Source organism: Thioalkalivibrio sp. AKL12 (assembly GCF_000377925.1).
GTDB classification, from domain to species: Bacteria; Pseudomonadota; Gammaproteobacteria; order Ectothiorhodospirales; family Ectothiorhodospiraceae; genus Thioalkalivibrio; species Thioalkalivibrio versutus.
In genome coordinates this window covers 177,991-195,635 of record NZ_KB898890.1, presented here as the reverse complement: position 1 = coordinate 195,635, position 17,645 = coordinate 177,991, and the positions used below count along the sequence as shown (strand labels likewise).

The window sequence follows — 17,645 nt, the reverse complement described above, 5'->3', positions numbered from 1 at the left end:
CCTCCTTACCGGAACTCGGCAAAGTGTCCGTCGTCGTATTCGCTGAAGTCGACCATGGTCCCGAGCACCTGGAGATAGGCGACGATTGCATCCATCTCGGTGACCGTCCCGGGGTTGCCGTCGAAGTTCCCCGCCTGGGCCTGGCGAACCAGGTTGTCCTCGGCGTCACGGATATCGAACATCCGGGCGTGTTCTTCGCCGAAGCGCTCGACGTTGGCCTCGTATTCCTCTTCGGTGAGCGAGTACGGCACACCGACCCGCTTCAGCGCGACCATCCGGCGGTCGATATCGGAGTAGTCAAGCGGGGTTTCCGCCAGCCAGGGGTAGCCCGGCATGATCGACTCCGGTACCAGCGACTGCGGATTGATCAGGTGCTGAACCTGCCATTCGTTGGAGTACTTGCCGCCAACTCGGGCGAGGTCCGGACCGGTGCGCTTGGAGCCCCACTGGAACGGATGGTCGTACTGCGACTCGGCCGCCAGCGAGTAGTGGCCGTAGCGCAGCATCTCGTCACGGAACGGACGCACCATCTGCGAGTGGCAGGTGTAGCAGCCCTCGCGAACGTAGATGTCGCGACCACGCTGTTCCAGCGGGGTGTAGGGACGCACGCCGTCCACTTCCTCGATCGTGTCGTCGATGTAGAACAACGGCACGATCTCGACCAGGCCGCCGACGCTGATCACCGCAAGGGTGAGGATGATCAGCAGGCCGGCATTGGTTTCAACGCTTTCATGCTTCATGGATCTATTCTCTCCCTAATCAGGCCGTGCGGGCTTCGGTGGACGCAGCCTGGGCCTCGCGGGCCTCGGCCTTGATGCCCGAGCGAACGGTCATCGCGATGTTGAACGCCATGATCAGCATGCCGGCGAGGAAGAACCCGCCACCGATGGCGCGCACCACGTACGGCTTGTGCAGGAACACCACCGACTCGGTGAAGGTGTAGGCAAGGTTCCCGTACTGGTCGAAGGCACGCAGCATCAGACCCTGACCGATACCGGCCACCCACATCGCGGTGATGTACAGCACGATCCCGATGGTCGCCAGGAAGAAGTGCACGTACACCAGCTTCAGGCTGTACAGGTTCACGTTCCACAGACGCGGCATCAGGTGGTACAGGGAGCCGAAGGTGATCATCGCCACCCAGCCCAGCGCACCGGAATGCACGTGGCCCACGGTCCAGTCGGTGTAGTGCGACAGCGCGTTCACGCTCTTCAGCGACATCATCGGACCTTCGAAGGTCGACATGCCGTAGAACGCCAGCGCGGTGATCAGGAACAGCATGATCGGGTCGGTGCGCAGCTTATCCCAGGCGCCCGACAGGGTCATGATGCCGTTGATCATGCCACCCCAGGAAGGCAGCAGCAGCAGGATGGAGAAGGTCGCCGCCAGGGTGGAGACCCAGTCCGGCAGGGCCGTCCAGTGCAGGTGGTGCGCGCCCACCCACATGTACAGGAAGACCAGCGCCCAGAAATGGATGATGGACAGCTTGTACGAGTAGATCGGACGCCCGGCCTGCTTCGGCACGAAGTAGTACATCATCCCGAGGAAGGCCGCGGTCAGGAAGAAGCCCACCGCATTATGGCCGTACCACCACTGAGTCATCGCATCCTGCACCCCAGAGAAGATGGAGTAGGAATGCGGGTGGAACAGACCCACCGGCACCTGGATGTTGTTGAAGACGTGCAGCAGCGCGGTCGCCAGGATGAAGGCCATGAAGAACCAGTTCGCCACGTAGATGTGCGGCTGGTTCCGGCGCAGCAGGGTCATCAGGAAGACCATGAAGTAAGCCACCCAGACAACCAGGATGATGATGTCGATCTGCCAGTTGAACTCGGCGTACTCGCGGCCCTGGGTGATCCCCATCATGTAGGTGATCACGCCCAGGATCAGCGCCAGGTTCCACCCGTAGAAGGTGAAGCTCGCCATGGAGTCGCTCCACAGGCGCGTCTGGCAGGTTCGCTGAACGATGTAATAAGAAGTGGCAAACAGCGCATTACCCCCGAACCCGAAGATCACGGCCGAGGTATGGACCGGGCGGAAACGCCCAAAGGTGATCTGCGCGATATCGAAGTTCAGGAACGGGAACGCCAGCTGCGAAGCGATCCAGACGCCCGCCGCCATGCCAAACACACCCCAGAGGATGGCGGCAATGGCGAACCGCTTGATGATCGCGTAATTGTACTGCTCGGAAGTCGCGACTGACGCTGCGGGTGCGGCACCCGCCGTAGTGGCTGCTTGTGACATGACTTTTCCACCTTGCTGCGGGGAACACGGATGTCCCGATGGTTCGGGGGCGTGAACTCTACCCCATTCCGGGCCCACAAAAAACCAATACCACCTGTGTCACTCGGATATTGAGTGCGATTGGCGGAACTTTTGACCGCTTCGATAATACATCGGTCATACACCTCCAGGCGAGAGGGCGCCGAGCCGATTCGTTGATCTGGATCAACGAATCGGCTGGACCGGGATCACCCGCCCCGCCGGGCGCGATGGCGGCGGGGCGTCCGGCACCCAGGCATGGCCGTAGACCACCTCCCAGGTTGCCGGAAGGCGACCCTCCACGCCGAAGTCGCGCGCGTAGGCCTCGGCCACCGCAACCAGGCGGCGCGGACCGAACAGTCCGGGCGACCGGCCCGACAGGGCATTGCGCACCCCAACCCCGCGCAGGTCACGAATCAACCCGGTCAGATCCGGGTAGGTCAGGGTCAGGGCCTCCTGGTCCATCACCGGATCGGCAAACCCGGCGCGCACCAGCGCATCGCCAATGTCGTGCATATCCATGAAGGCGTTCACATGCGTCCCCGCCCCACCGTCCACCGTCGCGAAGGCGGCCCGCAGCTCACGCAGGGTGTCAGGACCGAAGGTGGTGAACATCCACAGCCCGCCCGGGCGCAGGATACGCCGCACCTCCATGAAGGCCTGATCCAGGCTGGCGCACCACTGCAGGGCGGAACTGGAAACCGCCAGGTCGAAGGATTGCTCCGCCAGCGGCAGCGCCTCGAGATCGCCGCAGACCACCTGCGGCCGGCGCAGCCAGCGCCCGCGGCGGCGCGCCCGCGCGACCATCTCCGGGGCGAAATCGACCCCGGCCAGGCGGGCTTTGCGGTAGCGGCGGCTCAAGTGGTCCAGGGCCTCGCCGATGCCGCAGCCGAGATCCACAACCTGTTCCGGCTGCATGCGAACCCAGTCCAGCCGCCCCAGCATTCGCTCCTGCACCTCGCGCTGCAGGACTGCGTGCTCCTCGTAGGTGGAGGCCGCCCGCGCGAAGGCCTCGCGGACCCGCGCCTTGTCGAGATCGAAACTGTCGGGTCGGCTCATGCGGATTTCCCTGCGCTGCACTGATTCAAGAACTCGACGACCAAACCGGCCAAGGATTGCGGGCGCGCGAACCACTCCGCGTGGCCGCCCACGCCGCGGACGACCCGACTGGCGGGTCGCAGCCTGTGCAGGTCGTCCGCCACGGCGGCCGGCACCAGCGCATCGCCCGCCTCCAGCCAGGCTGCCGCCGGCGCCTCCAGGCCCGCCCAGACGGACCGAAGATCCGCCGCCTCCAGTAGCGCGAGGCCGGCCTCCAGGCCCTCGGGCGAGGCTGGAGCGGCCTGTAACTGCACCACCAGCCGGCGGGCGAGCGAAGCGGCATCCTGGCTGCCACGTGCACAGAGCATCGCCAGACGGCGCTCCAGCCGCCGGCGACCACCCCCGAGGGCTGCACGAAAATCTTCCAGCTCGGCCGGGGGCAGGGCCGCCGGCCAGTCGTCGGCCTTCGCAAAGCGCGGCGAGGCCCCGATCAGCAGCAGCCCCTGGGGCCCCGACCACTGGCGCGCGGCGGCCAGCGCGACCAGACCGCCCAGGGACCAGCCCGCCCACACCGGACACTCGACATCCGCTGGCAGCGAAGCGATCAACGCCGCCGCGGTGCGCTCGGCATCCGCCAGCATCTCGCCATCACCGGCGGCCCCGTGCCCGGGCAGGTCTGGCGCCAGCACTCGTGTCGCACCCGGGAGCGCGGCCCGCAGCGGCGCCCACACCGCGCCGGAGAAGCCCCAGCCATGCAGGAGCACCAGCGTCGGAGCACCGCCCTGCGATTGCGCGGCAGGCACGTCAGCGCCCTGAACGGCGGCCACCGGCTTGCGTATCATGTGCGGTCGAATCCTCTCGCCAATCCGCGCAGGCAGGCTGACCGCTCATGGGCATCACAATCGGCATCATCATCGCGTATCTACTGGGATCGCTTTCCACGGCCATTCTGGTCAGCAAGCTGCTGCGCCTGCCGGACCCGCGCACCACCGGCTCGAAGAACCCCGGCGCCACCAATGTACTGCGCTCGGGCGGCAAGACGGCGGCCATCATCACGCTCATCGGGGATGTCGGCAAGGGCTGGCTGCCGGTGTTCGTCGCCCTGCAACTGGACCTGTTCCCCGGCTGGGCGATCGGCCTGATCGGCCTGGCCGCCTTCCTCGGGCACGTGTTCCCGGTGTTCTACCGCTTTCAGGGCGGCAAGGGCGTGGCCACCGCGCTGGGCGTGATGCTCGCCATCAGCCCGCTGGTCGGCGGCCTGGTCCTGCTCACCTGGCTGGTCGTTGCCGCCATCTGGCGCTATTCGTCGCTGGCTGCCCTGGTCGCCGCCGGCATGGCCCCGGTGTACATGGTCCTGCTGGGCATGGACCACTGGATCAGTGCCGCCGTGGCCCTGATGAGCGTGATCCTGTTCATCCGTCACGACAGCAACATCCGCCGCCTGATGCGCGGGGAGGAATCGCGGATCGGCCAGAAGGACAAGGCCCCGGCGGCGCCAAAGGAATAACCCTTCGGCCTGCGGACGGGTTTACAGCCCCATCCGCAGCCCCCTTCATGCCACCGCGGGCCGCGCCAGCTCCGCCAGCGGCCAGCGCGCCCGCGCCGCCACCACCGGCGCCCCGGTTTCCGTCACCTGGCCGGCCTGCAGTCGCCGCAGCCCGGCCAGCGCGATCATCGCCCCGTTGTCGGTGCAGAATTCGGGCCGCGGGAAATACACTGGCACCCCCTGACGCTGCGCCATGGCCTTGAGCCCGGCGCGCAATGTCGTGTTGGCCGCCACGCCACCGGCGACCACCAGCGCCGGGGCCTCAGTTTGCTCCAGGCCGCGCCGGGTCTTCTCCACCAGGGTGTCGGTCACCGCTTCCTCGAAGGCGCGGGCGACATCCTCCGGCCGGTAGACCTGTTTCTTCAATGCGGTCAGCACCGCGGTCTTCAGACCGGAGAAGCTCATGTCCAGCCCCGGGCGGTCGAGCATCGGGCGCGGCAGGCGCAGGGCGTCCGAGCGCCCCTGCTCGGCCAGACGCGCGAGGGCCGGCCCACCCGGATAGCCCAGCCCCAGCAGCTTGGCGGTCTTGTCGAAGGCCTCGCCCGCCGCATCGTCGATGCTCTCGCCGATCAGGTCGTAGTCGCCCAGGGCACGCGCATGAATCAACTGGGTATGCCCGCCGGAGACCTGCAGCACCAGGAACGGGAAATCGAGCCCGGTATCCTCCAGAAACGGCGCCAGCAGGTGGCCCTCCAGGTGATGCACGGCCAGCGCCGGGATGCCCCAGCCCCAGGCCAGGGAGCGCGCTACCGAGGCCCCGGTCAGGAGCGCCCCCAGCAACCCCGGCCCACCGGTGTAGACCACCGCATCCAGGTCGTGGCCGTCCACGCCCGCCTCGTCCAGCACCGCGCGTACCAGCGGCAGCAACCGCTGGATATGATCGCGCGAGGCCAGCTCCGGCACCACGCCGCCGTAGACGGCGTGCAGGTCAGTCTGGCTGTACAGCCGGTGCGCAAGCAGGCCCCGGTCCGCGTCGATCAGCGCCACGCCCGTCTCGTCGCAGGAAGTCTCGATGCCCAGTACGATCATGGCGCAAGCATGCCGGGTTTCACGGGCCGCACCAAGCAGCCCCTGTGCGTCCGCGCCATTGCGTTGGGGCAAGCGCTCACAGTCGCCCCCGGCGATCCGGGATCCCGTCCAGCGGCAGATGTGCACAATCGCGGCCCAGGGCCATCACCTGAAAACGCTCGCCCATCTCCCCGGGCAGCGTCAGCATGCGCACGGCCTGAGCGGCCTGCATGGTCACACGGGCATCCTCGCCGCTGCCGACGCGCGCCTCGAAACGCCCTGGCAGCCCCGCCCCCAGCAGGAATTCGCCCTGTGCAGCATAGGCCAGCACGTCGAGACCCGCGGCGTCCGCCGCCTCTGCAACCCCGGTGAAATCTACGCTCGCGGTCAGATCCATCAGGCCCGGATGGGCCAGCGGGTCCTGGATCATCTGCTGGCGGTAATACCCCACCAGCGTCCCCTGGTGACGCTCCGGGGCGTAGTAGGCGCTGCGCGGAAAGCCATAGTCCACGATCACGGCGACCCCCTGCTCCAGGAAGTCGGCCAGCGCGGTCACCCACGCAGCCTGGGCCGGGCGCCACTCGGAGAGGTAGCCCTCGGGCCACGGGCCATGCTCGGCCTGGAGCCGCGCCACCGGCTCGGCGAGGCCGGGCGGGGCCGGGCGCTCGGCCAGGCTCAGGGTGCCGGCGGCATCGGCCGTGATCCCGACCTGCCAGACCCGGCCTTCACGCCAGCGGAAGAGCTCCACCGGCAGGGCATCCAGCACCTCGTTGGCCAGTACCACGCCGCGCAACGGGGCCTCCGGCAGGGCATCCAGCCACGCCACCCGGGCGTACTCCGCGGGTTCAAGCGCAGCCTCGAGGTGGGCCTGCTGCCGCGCCCGCAGGTCCGGACTGACCTCGACGATCCAGTAGCGCTCCCACGCCACCCCGAGTTCGCGCAGCCTGGTGATCACATCCCCCGCGAGCCGGCCGCTGCCGGCGCCGAATTCGAGCAGTGTCCCGGTGCCGTTCAGATCGTCCCGCAACACCGGGGCCAGCCAGGTCGCCAGGGTCTCGCCGAACAGGGGCGACAGCTCCGGCGCGGTGACGAAATCGCCCCCCTCGCCCAGCTTGTGCGCCCCGTTCACGTAATAGCCAAGCCCCGGCGCATACAGCGCGGCCTGCATGTAATCGACGAACGGAAGGAACCCCTCGCCGGCGACGACACTCTGTTGCAGGGAGGCGTGCAGACGCCGGGCGATATCGGCGGCCACCGGATCGGCCGGGGCGTTTGTGCTAGGTTTCGGCGGCATCATGACGACGAATGGTACCAACCCGGGGGCAGGCGTGGCGCAGGTACAACCCGACAGCATGGACACGACTTCCGGGGAGGCACGGGTGGTGCTGGTCACCGGGGCCGCCCGGCGGGTCGGCGCAACCATCGCGCGCGGGCTGCACGCCGCCGGGTTGCGGGTACTGATCCACTACCGCGGCTCGCGCACGGATGCCGAAGACCTCGTCGCCGAACTGAACGCGGAGCGCCCGGACAGCGCCCGCGCCCTGCAGGCCGACCTCCTCGACCTGGAGACCATCGAACGCCTGGCGCGCGAGGCCGAGGCGGCCTGGGGCCGCCTGGATTTCCTGGTCAACAACGCCTCGACCTTCTACGCCACCGCCGTGGGCGAGATCACCCCACAGAGCTGGGACGACCTGATCGGCTCCAACCTGAAGGCCCCGACTTTCCTCACCCAGGCCTGCAATCCGGCGTTGCAGCGTCAGCAGGGCGCGGTCGTCAATATCGTCGACATCCATGCCCTGCGCCCGCTAAAGGGCTACCCGGTGTATTCGGCGGCCAAGGCGGGGCTGTGGGCGCTGACCCAGGCCTACGCCCGCGAGCTGGGGCCGGACGTGCGGGTCAACGGCGTCGCCCCCGGCGCGATCCTCGCCCCCGAGGAGGCCGAAAACACAGGCACCCACGAGGCAATGATTGAACGCACCGCACTCAAGCGCGAGGGCACCCCGGAGGACATCGCGCGTACCGTGCGCTTCCTGCTGCTGGACGCGCCCTACATCACCGGCCAGGTGGTCCCGGTGGACGGCGGCCGGTCGGCATCGCAGTAGCCGCGACCCCGTCCCGCCGCGCTACACTGGTCCCAACCGAGCATTTGCGCCAGGAGACTGCAGCATGATCGATTCCAAACGCTTCGACGACCTCGCCCGCCGCATCACCGAAAGCCTGCCGGAGTCGGTACGCCACATGCAGGAGGACGTGCAGCGCCAGGTCCGCTCGTCGCTGCAAAGCGGCTTCGAACGCATGGACTTGGTGACGCGCGAGGACTTCGACATCCAGGTGACCCTGCTGGAACGCACCCGCGAACGCCTGGCGGAGCTGGAGGCGCGCGTCGCCGCGCTGGAAGCCCGCCCGAGCGACGAGACCGCGCAGTAACCACCACCTGAATCCACCCGCCGGGCACGGATGCCGGGCGGCAGAACGGAGGGGCACGGATGCCCGTCACTATCGCCTACGCCCGCGCCATCGACGGCATTCACGCCCCGCTGGTCACCATCGAGACCCACCTGGCCAACGGGCTGCCCGCCTTCCAGATCGTCGGCCTGCCCGAGGCCGCGGTGCGCGAGAGCCGCGACCGCGTGCGCGCGGCGATCCAGACCAGCGGCTTCGAATTCCCTCGGCGCCGCATCACCGTCAACCTGGCCCCCGCCGACCTGCCCAAGGACGGCGGCCGCTTCGATCTCGGCATTGCGCTGGGCATCCTGGCCGCCAGCCAGCAGATCCCGGCCGCAGCGCTGGCGCACCACGAGTTCCTCGGCGAGCTGGGGCTGGACGGCACCTTGCGCCCGGTGGGTGGCACCCTGGCTGCCGGGCTTGCGGCAGCCGACGCCGAGCGGGCGCTGGTGGTGAACCCGGAGGATGGGGCGGAGGCGGCCCTCGCCAGCCGCGCCCGGGTCCTCACCGGCTCGCACCTGAGCGCCGTCTGCGCCGCGCTGGCGGGGCGCGAGGCCCTGGTGCCGGCACAACCGCCCGAGCCGTCCGCACCCGCGCACCCCGACCTCGCCGACGTGCGCGGCCAGCACCAGGCGCGCCGGGCTCTGGAGATCGCCGCCGCCGGCGGGCATCACCTGCTGATGGTCGGCCCACCCGGGAGCGGCAAATCCATGCTGGCCGCGCGCATCCCCGGCATCCTGCCGCCAATGGACGAGGCCGAAGCCCTGGAGACCGCGGCCATCCACAGCCTGCGCGGCAGTTCGCACCTGCGCCAGGACTGGCGCGCGCGTCCGTTTCGGTCCCCGCACCACACCGCCTCGGGCGTCGCGCTGGTCGGTGGCGGCAGTACACCACGCCCCGGCGAGATCTCACTCGCGCACCAGGGCGTATTGTTCCTCGACGAACTCACCGAATTCAGCCGCTCGGTGCTCGACGTACTGCGCGAACCGCTGGAGAGTGGCGTCATCCACATCTCGCGCGCGGCCCGCCAGGCCGAGTTTCCGGCCCGCTTCCAGCTGGTCGGTGCGATGAACCCCTGCCCACAGGGCTTCGATTGCGACCTCGCCGAACGCTGCGAATGCACCCCGGAGCAGCGGGCCCGCCACCGCAAGCGCCTTTCCGCACCGTTACTCGACCGGATTGACCTGGCCATCGAGGTCCCGCGCATCCCACCCGGGGACCTGGCCGGATCGGCCGACGCATCCGAAGACTCGGCCTCCGTGGCGAAACGCGTCGCGCGGGCCCGCAAGGTGCAGCGCGAGCGCCAGAACGGACTGAACAGCGCACTCGATGGCTCAGCCCTGGACCGGTACGCCGTCCTCGGCACGGCTGACCGGGAGCTGCTGGACAAGGCTGCGGAACGCTTCCGCCTCTCCGCGCGGGCCTACCACCGGATCCTGCGGGTGGCGCGCTCCATTGCCGATCTCAACGACGCCAAGGCGATCGCGACCCAGCACCTGACCGAGGCTCTGAGCTATCGCGCCCTGGACCACTGGCGCACGCAATAGGAGGCACCAAAAGAGAAACCCCGCCCAGGCGATACCTGGGCGGGGTTTTGTACTGCCGTTCCTACGGGGACGATCAGTCTTCGAAGGTCGCCACGTAGACGGCCAGGTCGGCGATGTCCTCGTCCGACAGGTTGGCCGCATTCGGCGTCATCAGCGCGGTCTGGTCGCCAACGGTCTCGCCGGCGCGGTAACGCACCAGCTTGTCGGCAATGTACTCGGCATCACGACCGGCCAGCTTCGGGAACACCGGGGTACCCTGACCCTGGGCACCGTGGCAGGCAACACAGGTGTTGTAACGCGACTGACCGCGCTCCGCATCACCATCTTCAACCGCGATGGCGGCAACCGCTTCGGCCTCTTCTTCGGCCGCCGCTTCGCCAGTCTCGGTAGTGGCGACCGGCTCTTCGCCCCCGGCAGCGTCTTCGGCGGCGGAATCGCCATTGCCGTTATCACTGCCTTCGTAGTCGTGATCGACCCCGGCCTCGTCCAGCATGTAGGCGACCACGTCGCGCACCTGCTCGTCGCTCAGGCTGGGATCGCCACCGCGCGCCGGCATGGCGCCGATGCCGTTGATCGAGTTGGCGAACAGGGTGTCCAGGCCCTTGTCGTTCAGGCGATTGCTCCACTCGTCGGTGTCGTCTTTGAGCGGGGCGCCGGAAACACCAGTGTCATGGCAGGCCGCGCAGACGTTCGAGTAGAGGTCGCCCGGGGTCAGGTCCGCGGCTTCCTCGGCGCTATCCACCTGGCCGGACACCACCTGACCGATCGGCGCGATGCGCTGGGCGACGCGCTCGTCACTCACGGTGTCGGGCTGGGACACCTGCATGCCGGCAAGCCAGCCGGCCAGGTGCGACACCAGGAAAAGGACCGTACCCAGCAAGGCCAGGGACGCAATAAACAGCAACACCTTGTTCCCGGTGTCCATCTTGATCGGTTGATTTCCCACTTCTCTCCCTCCGAGATCCCGGCCTTGAGCGGCCATGTGGTGTGCTATTCGAAAGCCCTCGCGCATCTAGCGCAAATCGGGCGCAGAGTATAGGGCATCATGCAAACCACGACCACAAACCGAGTGTGGCGGTCAAATATGGCTGGACGCGTCAAAGCTCGCGCCCGTATCATTGCAGATCTTGCGCCCGTAGCTCAGCTGGATAGAGTACTGCCCTCCGAAGGCAGCACTCATTGCGAACAGGGGCGCAGAGGCCAGCATTCACTTCTGGTACCATCCGAACATCACGCGCCCGTAGCTCAGCTGGATAGAGTACTGCCCTCCGAAGGCAGGGGTCGCAGGTTCGAATCCTGCCGGGCGCGCCATATTCCGCTTAATCAAGCACTTAAAGCCTGGTCGAGAGCGCGTCGATCGGTTCATGAGTGCTGCCTCCATCATCTAGCACTCATTCCAGCCCCCGATCTTGGGCTAGCACTCATGTGTGCTAGCCGCAAGCGCACTGGATTGCCGCTTTTTGGTCTGTGCCCAAATTGTGCCCACCCTGTGCCCGCGCCAAAAGAAGCGGAGCTCACAGCGAGCACAAAATGATTGCTGGCCACTGCGCCCACACCCGAGCACACAGCCTGGATTATGGCCCGGACAGGCCTCGCCGCCGCTCGCAGTGGGTACTTCCCGCCTCGACCAATTCGAGCATTTCTCCTGGGTCCTCAGCAGTGTCCTCAGCTTCCTGATTTCGCGCATCGCGGCCAGCTGCTCGTCCATTACACGCAGGCCCAAGCCCAGCAAGGCTTTATTAGCCCGACCCTTCATGAATGCGTCAAAGGAAGCCTCCTCGCAACGTCGCGTAACCGATCGTTTTCGAGACGGCTAGGCCGAACCCGGGGGAGCGACTCGATTGCTTCCGGTTCAGTGTCTCAAAACAATGTCTTGAAACCTTGTGTCGCAAAACCTGACATAGCAATGAGTTTCGAGAGACTGGCCTATGAAAGTCGGGTACGCGCGCGTTTCAACCCGGGACCAAGACCCATCGCTCCAGACCGATGCCCTGCGGCAGCTCGGGTGCGACCGGATCTACGAGGACCGCGCATCGGGTGCCCAGCGTGATCGCCCGCAGCTTCGGGAGGCCTTGGATTACATGCGGCAGGGCGACGTCCTGGTGGTCTGGCGACTGGACAGGCTTGCCCGATCCATGCGGCAGCTCATTACCACTGTCGAGGACCTGGAGGAGCGCGGGATCGAGTTCCAGTCCCTGACGGAATCGATCGACACCACGACACCCGGCGGCAAGCTCGTTTTCCACGTCTTTGGCGCAGTGGCCGAGTTCGAGCGCTCCATCATGCAGGAACGGACCCGTGCGGGCCTTGATGCAGCGCGCCAGCGTGGCCGCACCGGCGGTCGTCCTCCCGCGCTCAGCGAGGAGCAGGCGGGCGTTGCGCGGGCACTCATGCTCCACACCGATACATCGGTGCGCTCGATCGCAAAGCAGCTCGGCGTTTCACCCGCCACGCTCTATCGCCACTTTCCCGGCGGCCGTGCCGCACTCCGTGACCATGCCGCTGACTGACATTCGCTTGCCAAATGTCGCCCCAAACTGCAATCCGTACCGGTTTTACCGGATGCTCATCCAACGAGGGCTCCTCGGAGGATACGCCTTCTGCCGTGAATGGGGCCGCATCGGACCATCGGCGGGGACTGGTGCAGCACCCTGGACGACGCTGGCGAAAACGACGCGTGCAGCGGAATACATTCTTCAGCTATGTTGGTGCAGACTCGATGGCGGTTCCGGCTCCAGTGAGAGCCGCGCTCCTTCGCGGCATGGCGGCAACGCAGTCTTGGGGCAAAGCAAGATTATCGCCGATTAGGCCACATGTCGCGACTGCAGTTACGCATCGACCAGCCCCCGGGCCGACCGCAAAAATTAGAAGCCAAGCCGCTGCCTCGTGTTTTGTCACGACTTATTTCGAGAGAGAGATACATATGCACTCTTCGATCCATGGGGACTACTTGGGACGTAAGTTTTTCTTAAGAGAATACGTATACCGCAACAATACGCTCAATGAAGAACAAAGTGCTCTAATCCGGAAGTACGGCAAATGGTGTGAAGCGCTAGACAAAGGGTGCATAGCACCTGAAACACCCGGGCAAGCCTTTTTTTTATATTTACTTGACTTCACCCGAGACAGACCGAGACAAAAAAATCGCGCGGATCAGCTTGATTACGAGACATTAACGGAGGCGCAACGGGCGAGCATTGAGGCGGAATCGGGCCGGAAAGAGTTTATTGAGAGACTCGCGGCCGCTTGGAAGGCATATATCCATGTGTCTTGGCAAGAAGCGGAAGAAGTAGGCCAATTCGAGGCTGAAATGAAGGACCTCGAAGTAGACGCGATGGAAAATCTACGGATCTCGCAACCTCAAGAATGCGGGCGGATGGAAGATGACTGGAGTGCAGCGCTAGATGATTCTGATTCGCTATACTGGGAGGATTATTTAGGGGGACCAGATACTGACTAGGGCTTTCTGGCGGGTATGCCGTCTGGCCGCGAATGGCACCGCATCGGGCAGCCGGGAACCGTCCGCAAGGACCGGTGCAACACCATCGGTGAGGCAAAGGCGACACTCGAGCAAAGGGCCATCGCCAAAGTCCGCCGCGGCTACGCCGGCTGGACGGGCAACGCAGCAGCCGCAAAGGAAAAAGCCAGGGAAGGGAATGACATGGAGAATGGCAAGGGGGCTTATCCGAAAGGGTAAGGACAGAGCCGCACCATGGCGCCGGAACCACGATCCCAGTCCGCCACAGCCGCCCGCCGCCCGCAACGCAAAACCACCCCGGCCTTGCCACCAGTCCGTACGCTCCATAGTCTGGCTTGAGGCGCTGACAGACACGGCCAAGGCGCCCTTTGCTCATGTCACTCACTACCCACTGGCCCCACAAGGGGAGCACACTGGCCACCATGCGTAAGGGTGTGTTCCGAACGGCACGGGAGAATATGGACGCCGTGGATCGCGGCGAGGCCGCCTTCTGGAACAGCCTGCGGTATCCCGTCCACAAGGATCGTTTGGGGGCAATATTTCATCGGGGAAGGCCCCGGAATGATCGGCCTCACATGGACTGATGGCGTGACCCTCAATGCCAAACCCGAAGAATTCTTCGTCCTGCCCGCAACCGGAGCTCCAGGAACACAGAGCAAGACCCTGCATTCCCCACCTCCCGCCTTTTCCTGCTCGGGCCAAGACCACCTGCAAGGAACGCTGGCGCCACGTCCTAGCGGAGGGGAAGCGACTGACGACGAAATACCTCGCCACCCTGGAGACCGGGATCAGCCGGACGCATACGGACGAGATGCTCGCGCAGAACCTGCAGCTCGTGATTGCCGAACCAGTCCATGCGTCGTACCAAGAAGAACAGCGCACTCATCTGCTTCCGGTGAAAGGGTCTATCGAACGTGTGAAATCCGCGTAGTCGTGCGTAGAGCCTTAGCTGGAAGCCAGCCATACGAATGAGAGTTTTCCTAAGCGTACGAAACCAGGCCGAACGAAACCTTCTTCGAAAGACCTTGATTTTCATGTTTTCAGGGGCTTTTTTCCTTTGCACTGACGACCTCCGTGAGATTCGGATCTCAGCTTTATCCTGTCGTGAGTCCCGAACCTAAATCCCGATACCGTGAGAATTTTGTCTCTAGGGATAGAAATACAGTCATGGGCCTGCGTAGCGCCCACGTCAAAGTCATATTCGGTGGTAAAAACTAGAATTTGCTTTTCATTCCGGTAACCAGACATCACAGGTATGAGCCGTATGGAGCTGGAGGTAACACTTTCCTCGTCAGGATCTGGCAGGACTGTTGGAAGTCCAATGTAAAATTTGCCATTTTCCAAGGTTACAAGCGCGTAATTTAGTTCACGGTACCGTAAAGCCTCAAATATCTCCTTCATCTCGTCTTTATTTTTTCGAGGAATCTCGCCCTCGACGATCGCGTTATAAACTTCTCGTCTTTCTTCTGCGATGTAGTCATTGTACAAGATGTCAACGGCGCCCTGACGCATTATTAAGAAAAGCTGATGCTCGATGGGCGACTTTGTTGTATAAAGATTTTCGATGCAATTATCGGCATACCGTTTTGCGCCAACAGACCTCGAGATGGCCTTTGATAGTTTTGTATTGCCATAAAAAACAAAATTGATCAGCTTGGTTGCCACCCATGTAATGAAGATTGCGGTGATGGATATTGAGGCGATATCCAGAGCGGGATATGGATTCTTATCCGCGTCAAGGCGCAAAACGGGCGTGTTCTCTATTAGCCGAGAAACCCAAGTGAATATGTTCGTATCCGGCAGGACGCGCCACCCGGTCAACTCCCCGATATACAGTCCAACCGCAGGCAAGATACTCCCAAATGTTACGAAAATAACGGTTACAATCAGGGTGCCGTGCGCTGCCGCTCTAATATAAAGCGACCATCCGTGATATAAGCTGATCCGAATCCGTTCGGATGGCCAGCTGGTTATCATTAAATACCCGCATATTAGGATCGGGAAGAGCAGGAGTCCGATCAATCTCTACTATCCTTTGGGGTGGCGCTTAGGTGGAATAACAATATTTTTTCGTAGTCATTTTTTCTTTTCGTTTTCTTGCTGACTCAAGAAAAAATTTTTGATATTCCTTCTTTCTCTAACTGCAGTCGGCTTGCTATAACTGTAGGAAATCACAACGGTTGAATTTCCAATAATTTTGGTATTCTGGTTCCGTTTGGCCATTTCGGCCGCCTTCTGGGCCTTTTCTTTGATCGACTGTACGGTAATGTTCTTTCTTTCTTCTTTGGTAGGAGTCTGCACTCGTGATGCCTCCTTTAATGTGTTCGTTGCCATGCTTATTGATAGTTTAATTGTATTGGGAATCACATCTTCATTGATTTTGATTATCCTGCGCATTTTTGCGGTAAGGAGAACCCTGCTAGCTTCAGTTAGCACGCTCGATCGACGTTGAGTCAAGGAGTGGGGCGAAAGTTCGAGGCACGGAACCGGGCCGACCGGAAGCGCCCTACCAGTTGCATGGTCGAGTTCCTGAACGCTTGATGATAGGGGTCAACCGTCTCTATCTGGAAATTTAGACCGTTGCGGCGGCCGAAGGGAACGGGCGCCAGTCGGCCGAGACTTTTGGCCGGCGCCAATGGTCGACGGGAAGCTCGGGCAGGAAAGATCAGTGGATTGGGTAGAGCGCGAGATTACGTGAACAGCGCAAGTGGCGTGACAAAGGGGAAAAAGATCGAGGTTACGGTCAGGTTTTCTCGAAGACACGTTCGCCGAAGCGGGTCCATGATCTGTTCTTTATGATTACCGGTCCGCAACACCTTTCCTGATTAGCAACGAGAGTCAGCCAGGCTCACTGTGTGAGCCACCCCCGGGCGTACGCTGAGGCTACACAGCGAGCGGAGAGTGGCCTCATGGCGCAGAATCGGATCCAGTTTCAGCCGGGAAGTCGTTGCCAGCGTTCATCGCCCAGTACGGCACCGAGGCCCAGTGCGAGACGGCGCTGGAGCGGGCCCGATGGCCGGACGACTTTCGTTGCCCGCGCTGCGGGGGGCAAGCCCACTGCGTGCTGCACGGCAGCCCGCGCAAGATGTTTCAGTGCAACGCCTGTCGGCATCAGGCCTCGCTGATCGCCGGCACCGTGATGCAGGGCACCAGGCTGCCCCTGACCACCTGGTTTCTGGCCATCCACCTGCTCAGCCAGGCCAAGACCGGGCTCTCGGCGCTGGCACTGAAGCGGCAGCTACCGCACGGCTTGGGCACTGCAACACAAGCTGATGCAGGCGATGACCGAGCGGGAAGCGCGCTATGAGCTCAGCGGCACCGTGCAACTGGACGATGCCTACCTGGGCGGTGAGCGGACCGGCGGCAAGGCCGGGCGCGGGTCGGAGAACAAGGTTCCGTTCGTGGCGGCGGTGTCGCTCAACGACGCGGGGCATCCCCTGCGGGTCAAGCTGACCCCGGTCGCGGGCTTCAGCTTCCAAGCCGTTACCGAGTGGGCGCGGGCGAATCTGGCTCCGGGAAGCACGGTTCACTCCGATGGCCTGGCATGCTTCCGCGCGGTGACGCAGGCCGATTGCCGGCACCAGCCGACGGTCGTGGCCGGGCGCAAGCCCCGGGATCTGCCCGAATTCCAATGGATCAACACGGCGCTCGGCAACCTCAAAAACAGCCTGAGCGGGAGTTACCATGCGTTTGCGTTCGCCAAGTACGCGGTCCGTTACCTCGCGGCATTCGCCTACCGCTTCAACCGGCGCTTTAACTTGGCCACGTTGCCCGCGCGACTGCTGGTCGCCGCCGTGCACTGCCGGCCCGTGCCCGAGCGCTCCCTGCGACTGGCTGACTCTCGTTGCTAATCAGGACGCCTTTAGTACGACCTCGAGGCCGTGGCGCGGAACCTGGGCGGCGAATCACCGAACCGACCGCCCACGCCTACGAAGCTGCTTCACGAGAAGTTGATGACATCGCTTCGGCACCTATTGAGCAGCGAAGATCTGCCGCTGCACCGCAACGGGGCGCCAGGCCGGCGCACGGAGTCGGATCTGTGGCTCGTATCGAAGCGCGCGGCCGACGCACTGCGGGGGCAGCTTCGCGAGGAGGGGCATTCCGGGATTCCGTCGAGCAACGACCGGATCTTCGACACTCTCCAGGAACACGGGCTGCTGACAGCCAATGGGGAGCGGGCTATCTGGAAGGCACGAGTAGCCGGCGACGGTCGTGGTGAAGGACCGGTGCAGACTGTCCGCCACCTTAATGCACGGTACAGGTTGTCCCCAGCCAACGAACCGCAGGGTGTTCGACCGACTAGACAGGCGGGAAATGAACC

At 64.1% G+C, this 17,645-nt stretch carries 17 protein-coding genes, 1 tRNA gene and 2 pseudogenes; 11 read left to right on the top strand and 9 right to left on the bottom strand.

Going from position 1 to position 17,645, the window contains the following annotated elements; genetic code table 11:
* Positions 1-5: 5 nt before the first annotated feature.
* The 4 genes from ccoO to D579_RS0102175 form a co-directional block, all read right to left on the bottom strand.
* On the bottom strand, positions 6-740 hold the full coding sequence (gene ccoO / locus D579_RS0102190; protein WP_018937419.1) for a cytochrome-c oxidase, cbb3-type subunit II: 735 nt from the start codon (positions 738-740) through the stop codon (positions 6-8).
* A gap of 19 nt (positions 741-759) precedes the next feature.
* Positions 760-2,244, bottom strand: a complete 1,485-nt coding sequence (ccoN, locus tag D579_RS0102185) for a cytochrome-c oxidase, cbb3-type subunit I (protein ID WP_018950976.1) — start codon at positions 2,242-2,244, stop codon at positions 760-762.
* 204 nt (positions 2,245-2,448) lie between these two features.
* The gene (bioC, locus tag D579_RS0102180) at positions 2,449-3,321 is read right to left on the bottom strand and encodes a malonyl-ACP O-methyltransferase BioC (protein ID WP_018168905.1); all 873 of its coding nucleotides are present in this window, start codon (positions 3,319-3,321) and stop codon (positions 2,449-2,451) included.
* Entirely contained in the window at positions 3,318-4,142 is an 825-nt protein-coding gene (locus D579_RS0102175; protein WP_018950975.1) for an alpha/beta fold hydrolase, read from the bottom strand. Before D579_RS0102175 ends, bioC begins: the two co-directional genes overlap by 4 nt.
* A gap of 47 nt (positions 4,143-4,189) precedes the next feature.
* Between D579_RS0102175 and plsY the strand changes: the two genes are divergently transcribed.
* Positions 4,190-4,807, top strand: a complete 618-nt coding sequence (gene plsY / locus D579_RS0102170) for a glycerol-3-phosphate 1-O-acyltransferase PlsY (protein ID WP_018168903.1) — start codon at positions 4,190-4,192, stop codon at positions 4,805-4,807.
* A gap of 45 nt (positions 4,808-4,852) precedes the next feature.
* On the opposite strand, the gene tsaD is transcribed toward plsY, so the two are convergent.
* Together tsaD and D579_RS0102160 are read right to left on the bottom strand one after the other, a co-directional pair.
* The gene (gene tsaD, locus D579_RS0102165; RefSeq protein ID WP_018950974.1) at positions 4,853-5,875 is read right to left on the bottom strand and encodes a tRNA (adenosine(37)-N6)-threonylcarbamoyltransferase complex transferase subunit TsaD; all 1,023 of its coding nucleotides are present in this window, start codon (positions 5,873-5,875) and stop codon (positions 4,853-4,855) included.
* A gap of 76 nt (positions 5,876-5,951) precedes the next feature.
* On the bottom strand, positions 5,952-7,151 hold the full coding sequence (locus tag D579_RS0102160) for a class I SAM-dependent methyltransferase (RefSeq protein ID WP_038050125.1): 1,200 nt from the start codon (positions 7,149-7,151) through the stop codon (positions 5,952-5,954).
* Between the two features lie 82 nt (positions 7,152-7,233).
* On the opposite strand from D579_RS0102160, the gene D579_RS0102155 reads away from it, so the two are divergent.
* From D579_RS0102155 to D579_RS0102145, 3 genes are all read left to right on the top strand, one after another.
* Positions 7,234-7,956: a pteridine reductase gene (locus D579_RS0102155; RefSeq protein WP_026289418.1), complete on the top strand. Its 723-nt coding sequence runs from the start codon at positions 7,234-7,236 to the stop codon at positions 7,954-7,956.
* 64 nt (positions 7,957-8,020) lie between these two features.
* Positions 8,021-8,281: an accessory factor UbiK family protein gene (locus tag D579_RS0102150; protein ID WP_018950971.1), complete on the top strand. Its 261-nt coding sequence runs from the start codon at positions 8,021-8,023 to the stop codon at positions 8,279-8,281.
* A gap of 59 nt (positions 8,282-8,340) precedes the next feature.
* On the top strand, positions 8,341-9,846 hold the full coding sequence (locus D579_RS0102145; protein ID WP_018950970.1) for a YifB family Mg chelatase-like AAA ATPase: 1,506 nt from the start codon (positions 8,341-8,343) through the stop codon (positions 9,844-9,846).
* Positions 9,847-9,919: 73 nt separating this feature from the next.
* On the opposite strand, the gene D579_RS0102140 is transcribed toward D579_RS0102145, so the two are convergent.
* Complete coding sequence (locus D579_RS0102140; RefSeq protein WP_018950969.1) at positions 9,920-10,792, bottom strand: c-type cytochrome; 873 nt, start codon at positions 10,790-10,792, stop codon at positions 9,920-9,922.
* A gap of 288 nt (positions 10,793-11,080) precedes the next feature.
* Between D579_RS0102140 and D579_RS0102135 the strand changes: the two genes are divergently transcribed.
* The 5 genes from D579_RS0102135 to D579_RS14495 all read left to right on the top strand — a co-directional run bounded on the left by D579_RS0102135 (position 11,081) and on the right by D579_RS14495 (position 14,255).
* A tRNA-Arg gene (locus D579_RS0102135) sits at positions 11,081-11,157 on the top strand.
* A 617-nt stretch (positions 11,158-11,774) separates the two neighbouring features.
* Positions 11,775-12,356: a recombinase family protein gene (locus tag D579_RS0102130; protein ID WP_018950967.1), complete on the top strand. Its 582-nt coding sequence runs from the start codon at positions 11,775-11,777 to the stop codon at positions 12,354-12,356.
* Positions 12,343-12,654 carry a WGR domain-containing protein gene (locus tag D579_RS14505; protein ID WP_369791809.1) on the top strand — a complete coding sequence of 104 codons (312 nt, stop codon included), beginning with the start codon at positions 12,343-12,345 and terminating at the stop codon, positions 12,652-12,654. The genes D579_RS0102130 and D579_RS14505 overlap by 14 nt, the downstream gene beginning before the upstream one ends.
* A 115-nt stretch (positions 12,655-12,769) precedes the next feature.
* Positions 12,770-13,306 (top strand): hypothetical protein, encoded by a 537-nt coding sequence (locus D579_RS15050; RefSeq protein WP_155985593.1) that lies wholly within the window; start codon positions 12,770-12,772, stop codon positions 13,304-13,306.
* A gap of 616 nt (positions 13,307-13,922) precedes the next feature.
* On the top strand, positions 13,923-14,255 hold the full coding sequence (locus D579_RS14495; protein WP_081621677.1) for a type II restriction endonuclease: 333 nt from the start codon (positions 13,923-13,925) through the stop codon (positions 14,253-14,255).
* A 101-nt stretch (positions 14,256-14,356) separates the two neighbouring features.
* Here D579_RS14495 and D579_RS15045 read toward each other — a convergent pair whose 3' ends face one another.
* Positions 14,357-15,346: a hypothetical protein gene (locus D579_RS15045; protein ID WP_155985592.1), complete on the bottom strand. Its 990-nt coding sequence runs from the start codon at positions 15,344-15,346 to the stop codon at positions 14,357-14,359.
* A 54-nt stretch (positions 15,347-15,400) separates the two neighbouring features.
* Positions 15,401-15,760 carry a hypothetical protein gene (locus D579_RS15275; protein ID WP_155985591.1) on the bottom strand — a complete coding sequence of 120 codons (360 nt, stop codon included), beginning with the start codon at positions 15,758-15,760 and terminating at the stop codon, positions 15,401-15,403.
* Between the two features lie 473 nt (positions 15,761-16,233).
* Here D579_RS15275 and D579_RS14150 point away from each other — a divergent pair.
* Positions 16,234-17,175, top strand: a pseudogene (locus D579_RS14150) (IS1595 family transposase).
* An 18-nt stretch (positions 17,176-17,193) separates the two neighbouring features.
* A pseudogene (locus D579_RS14490) lies at positions 17,194-17,535 on the top strand (TraI domain-containing protein); the annotation flags it as partial.
* Positions 17,536-17,645 lie beyond the last annotated feature (110 nt).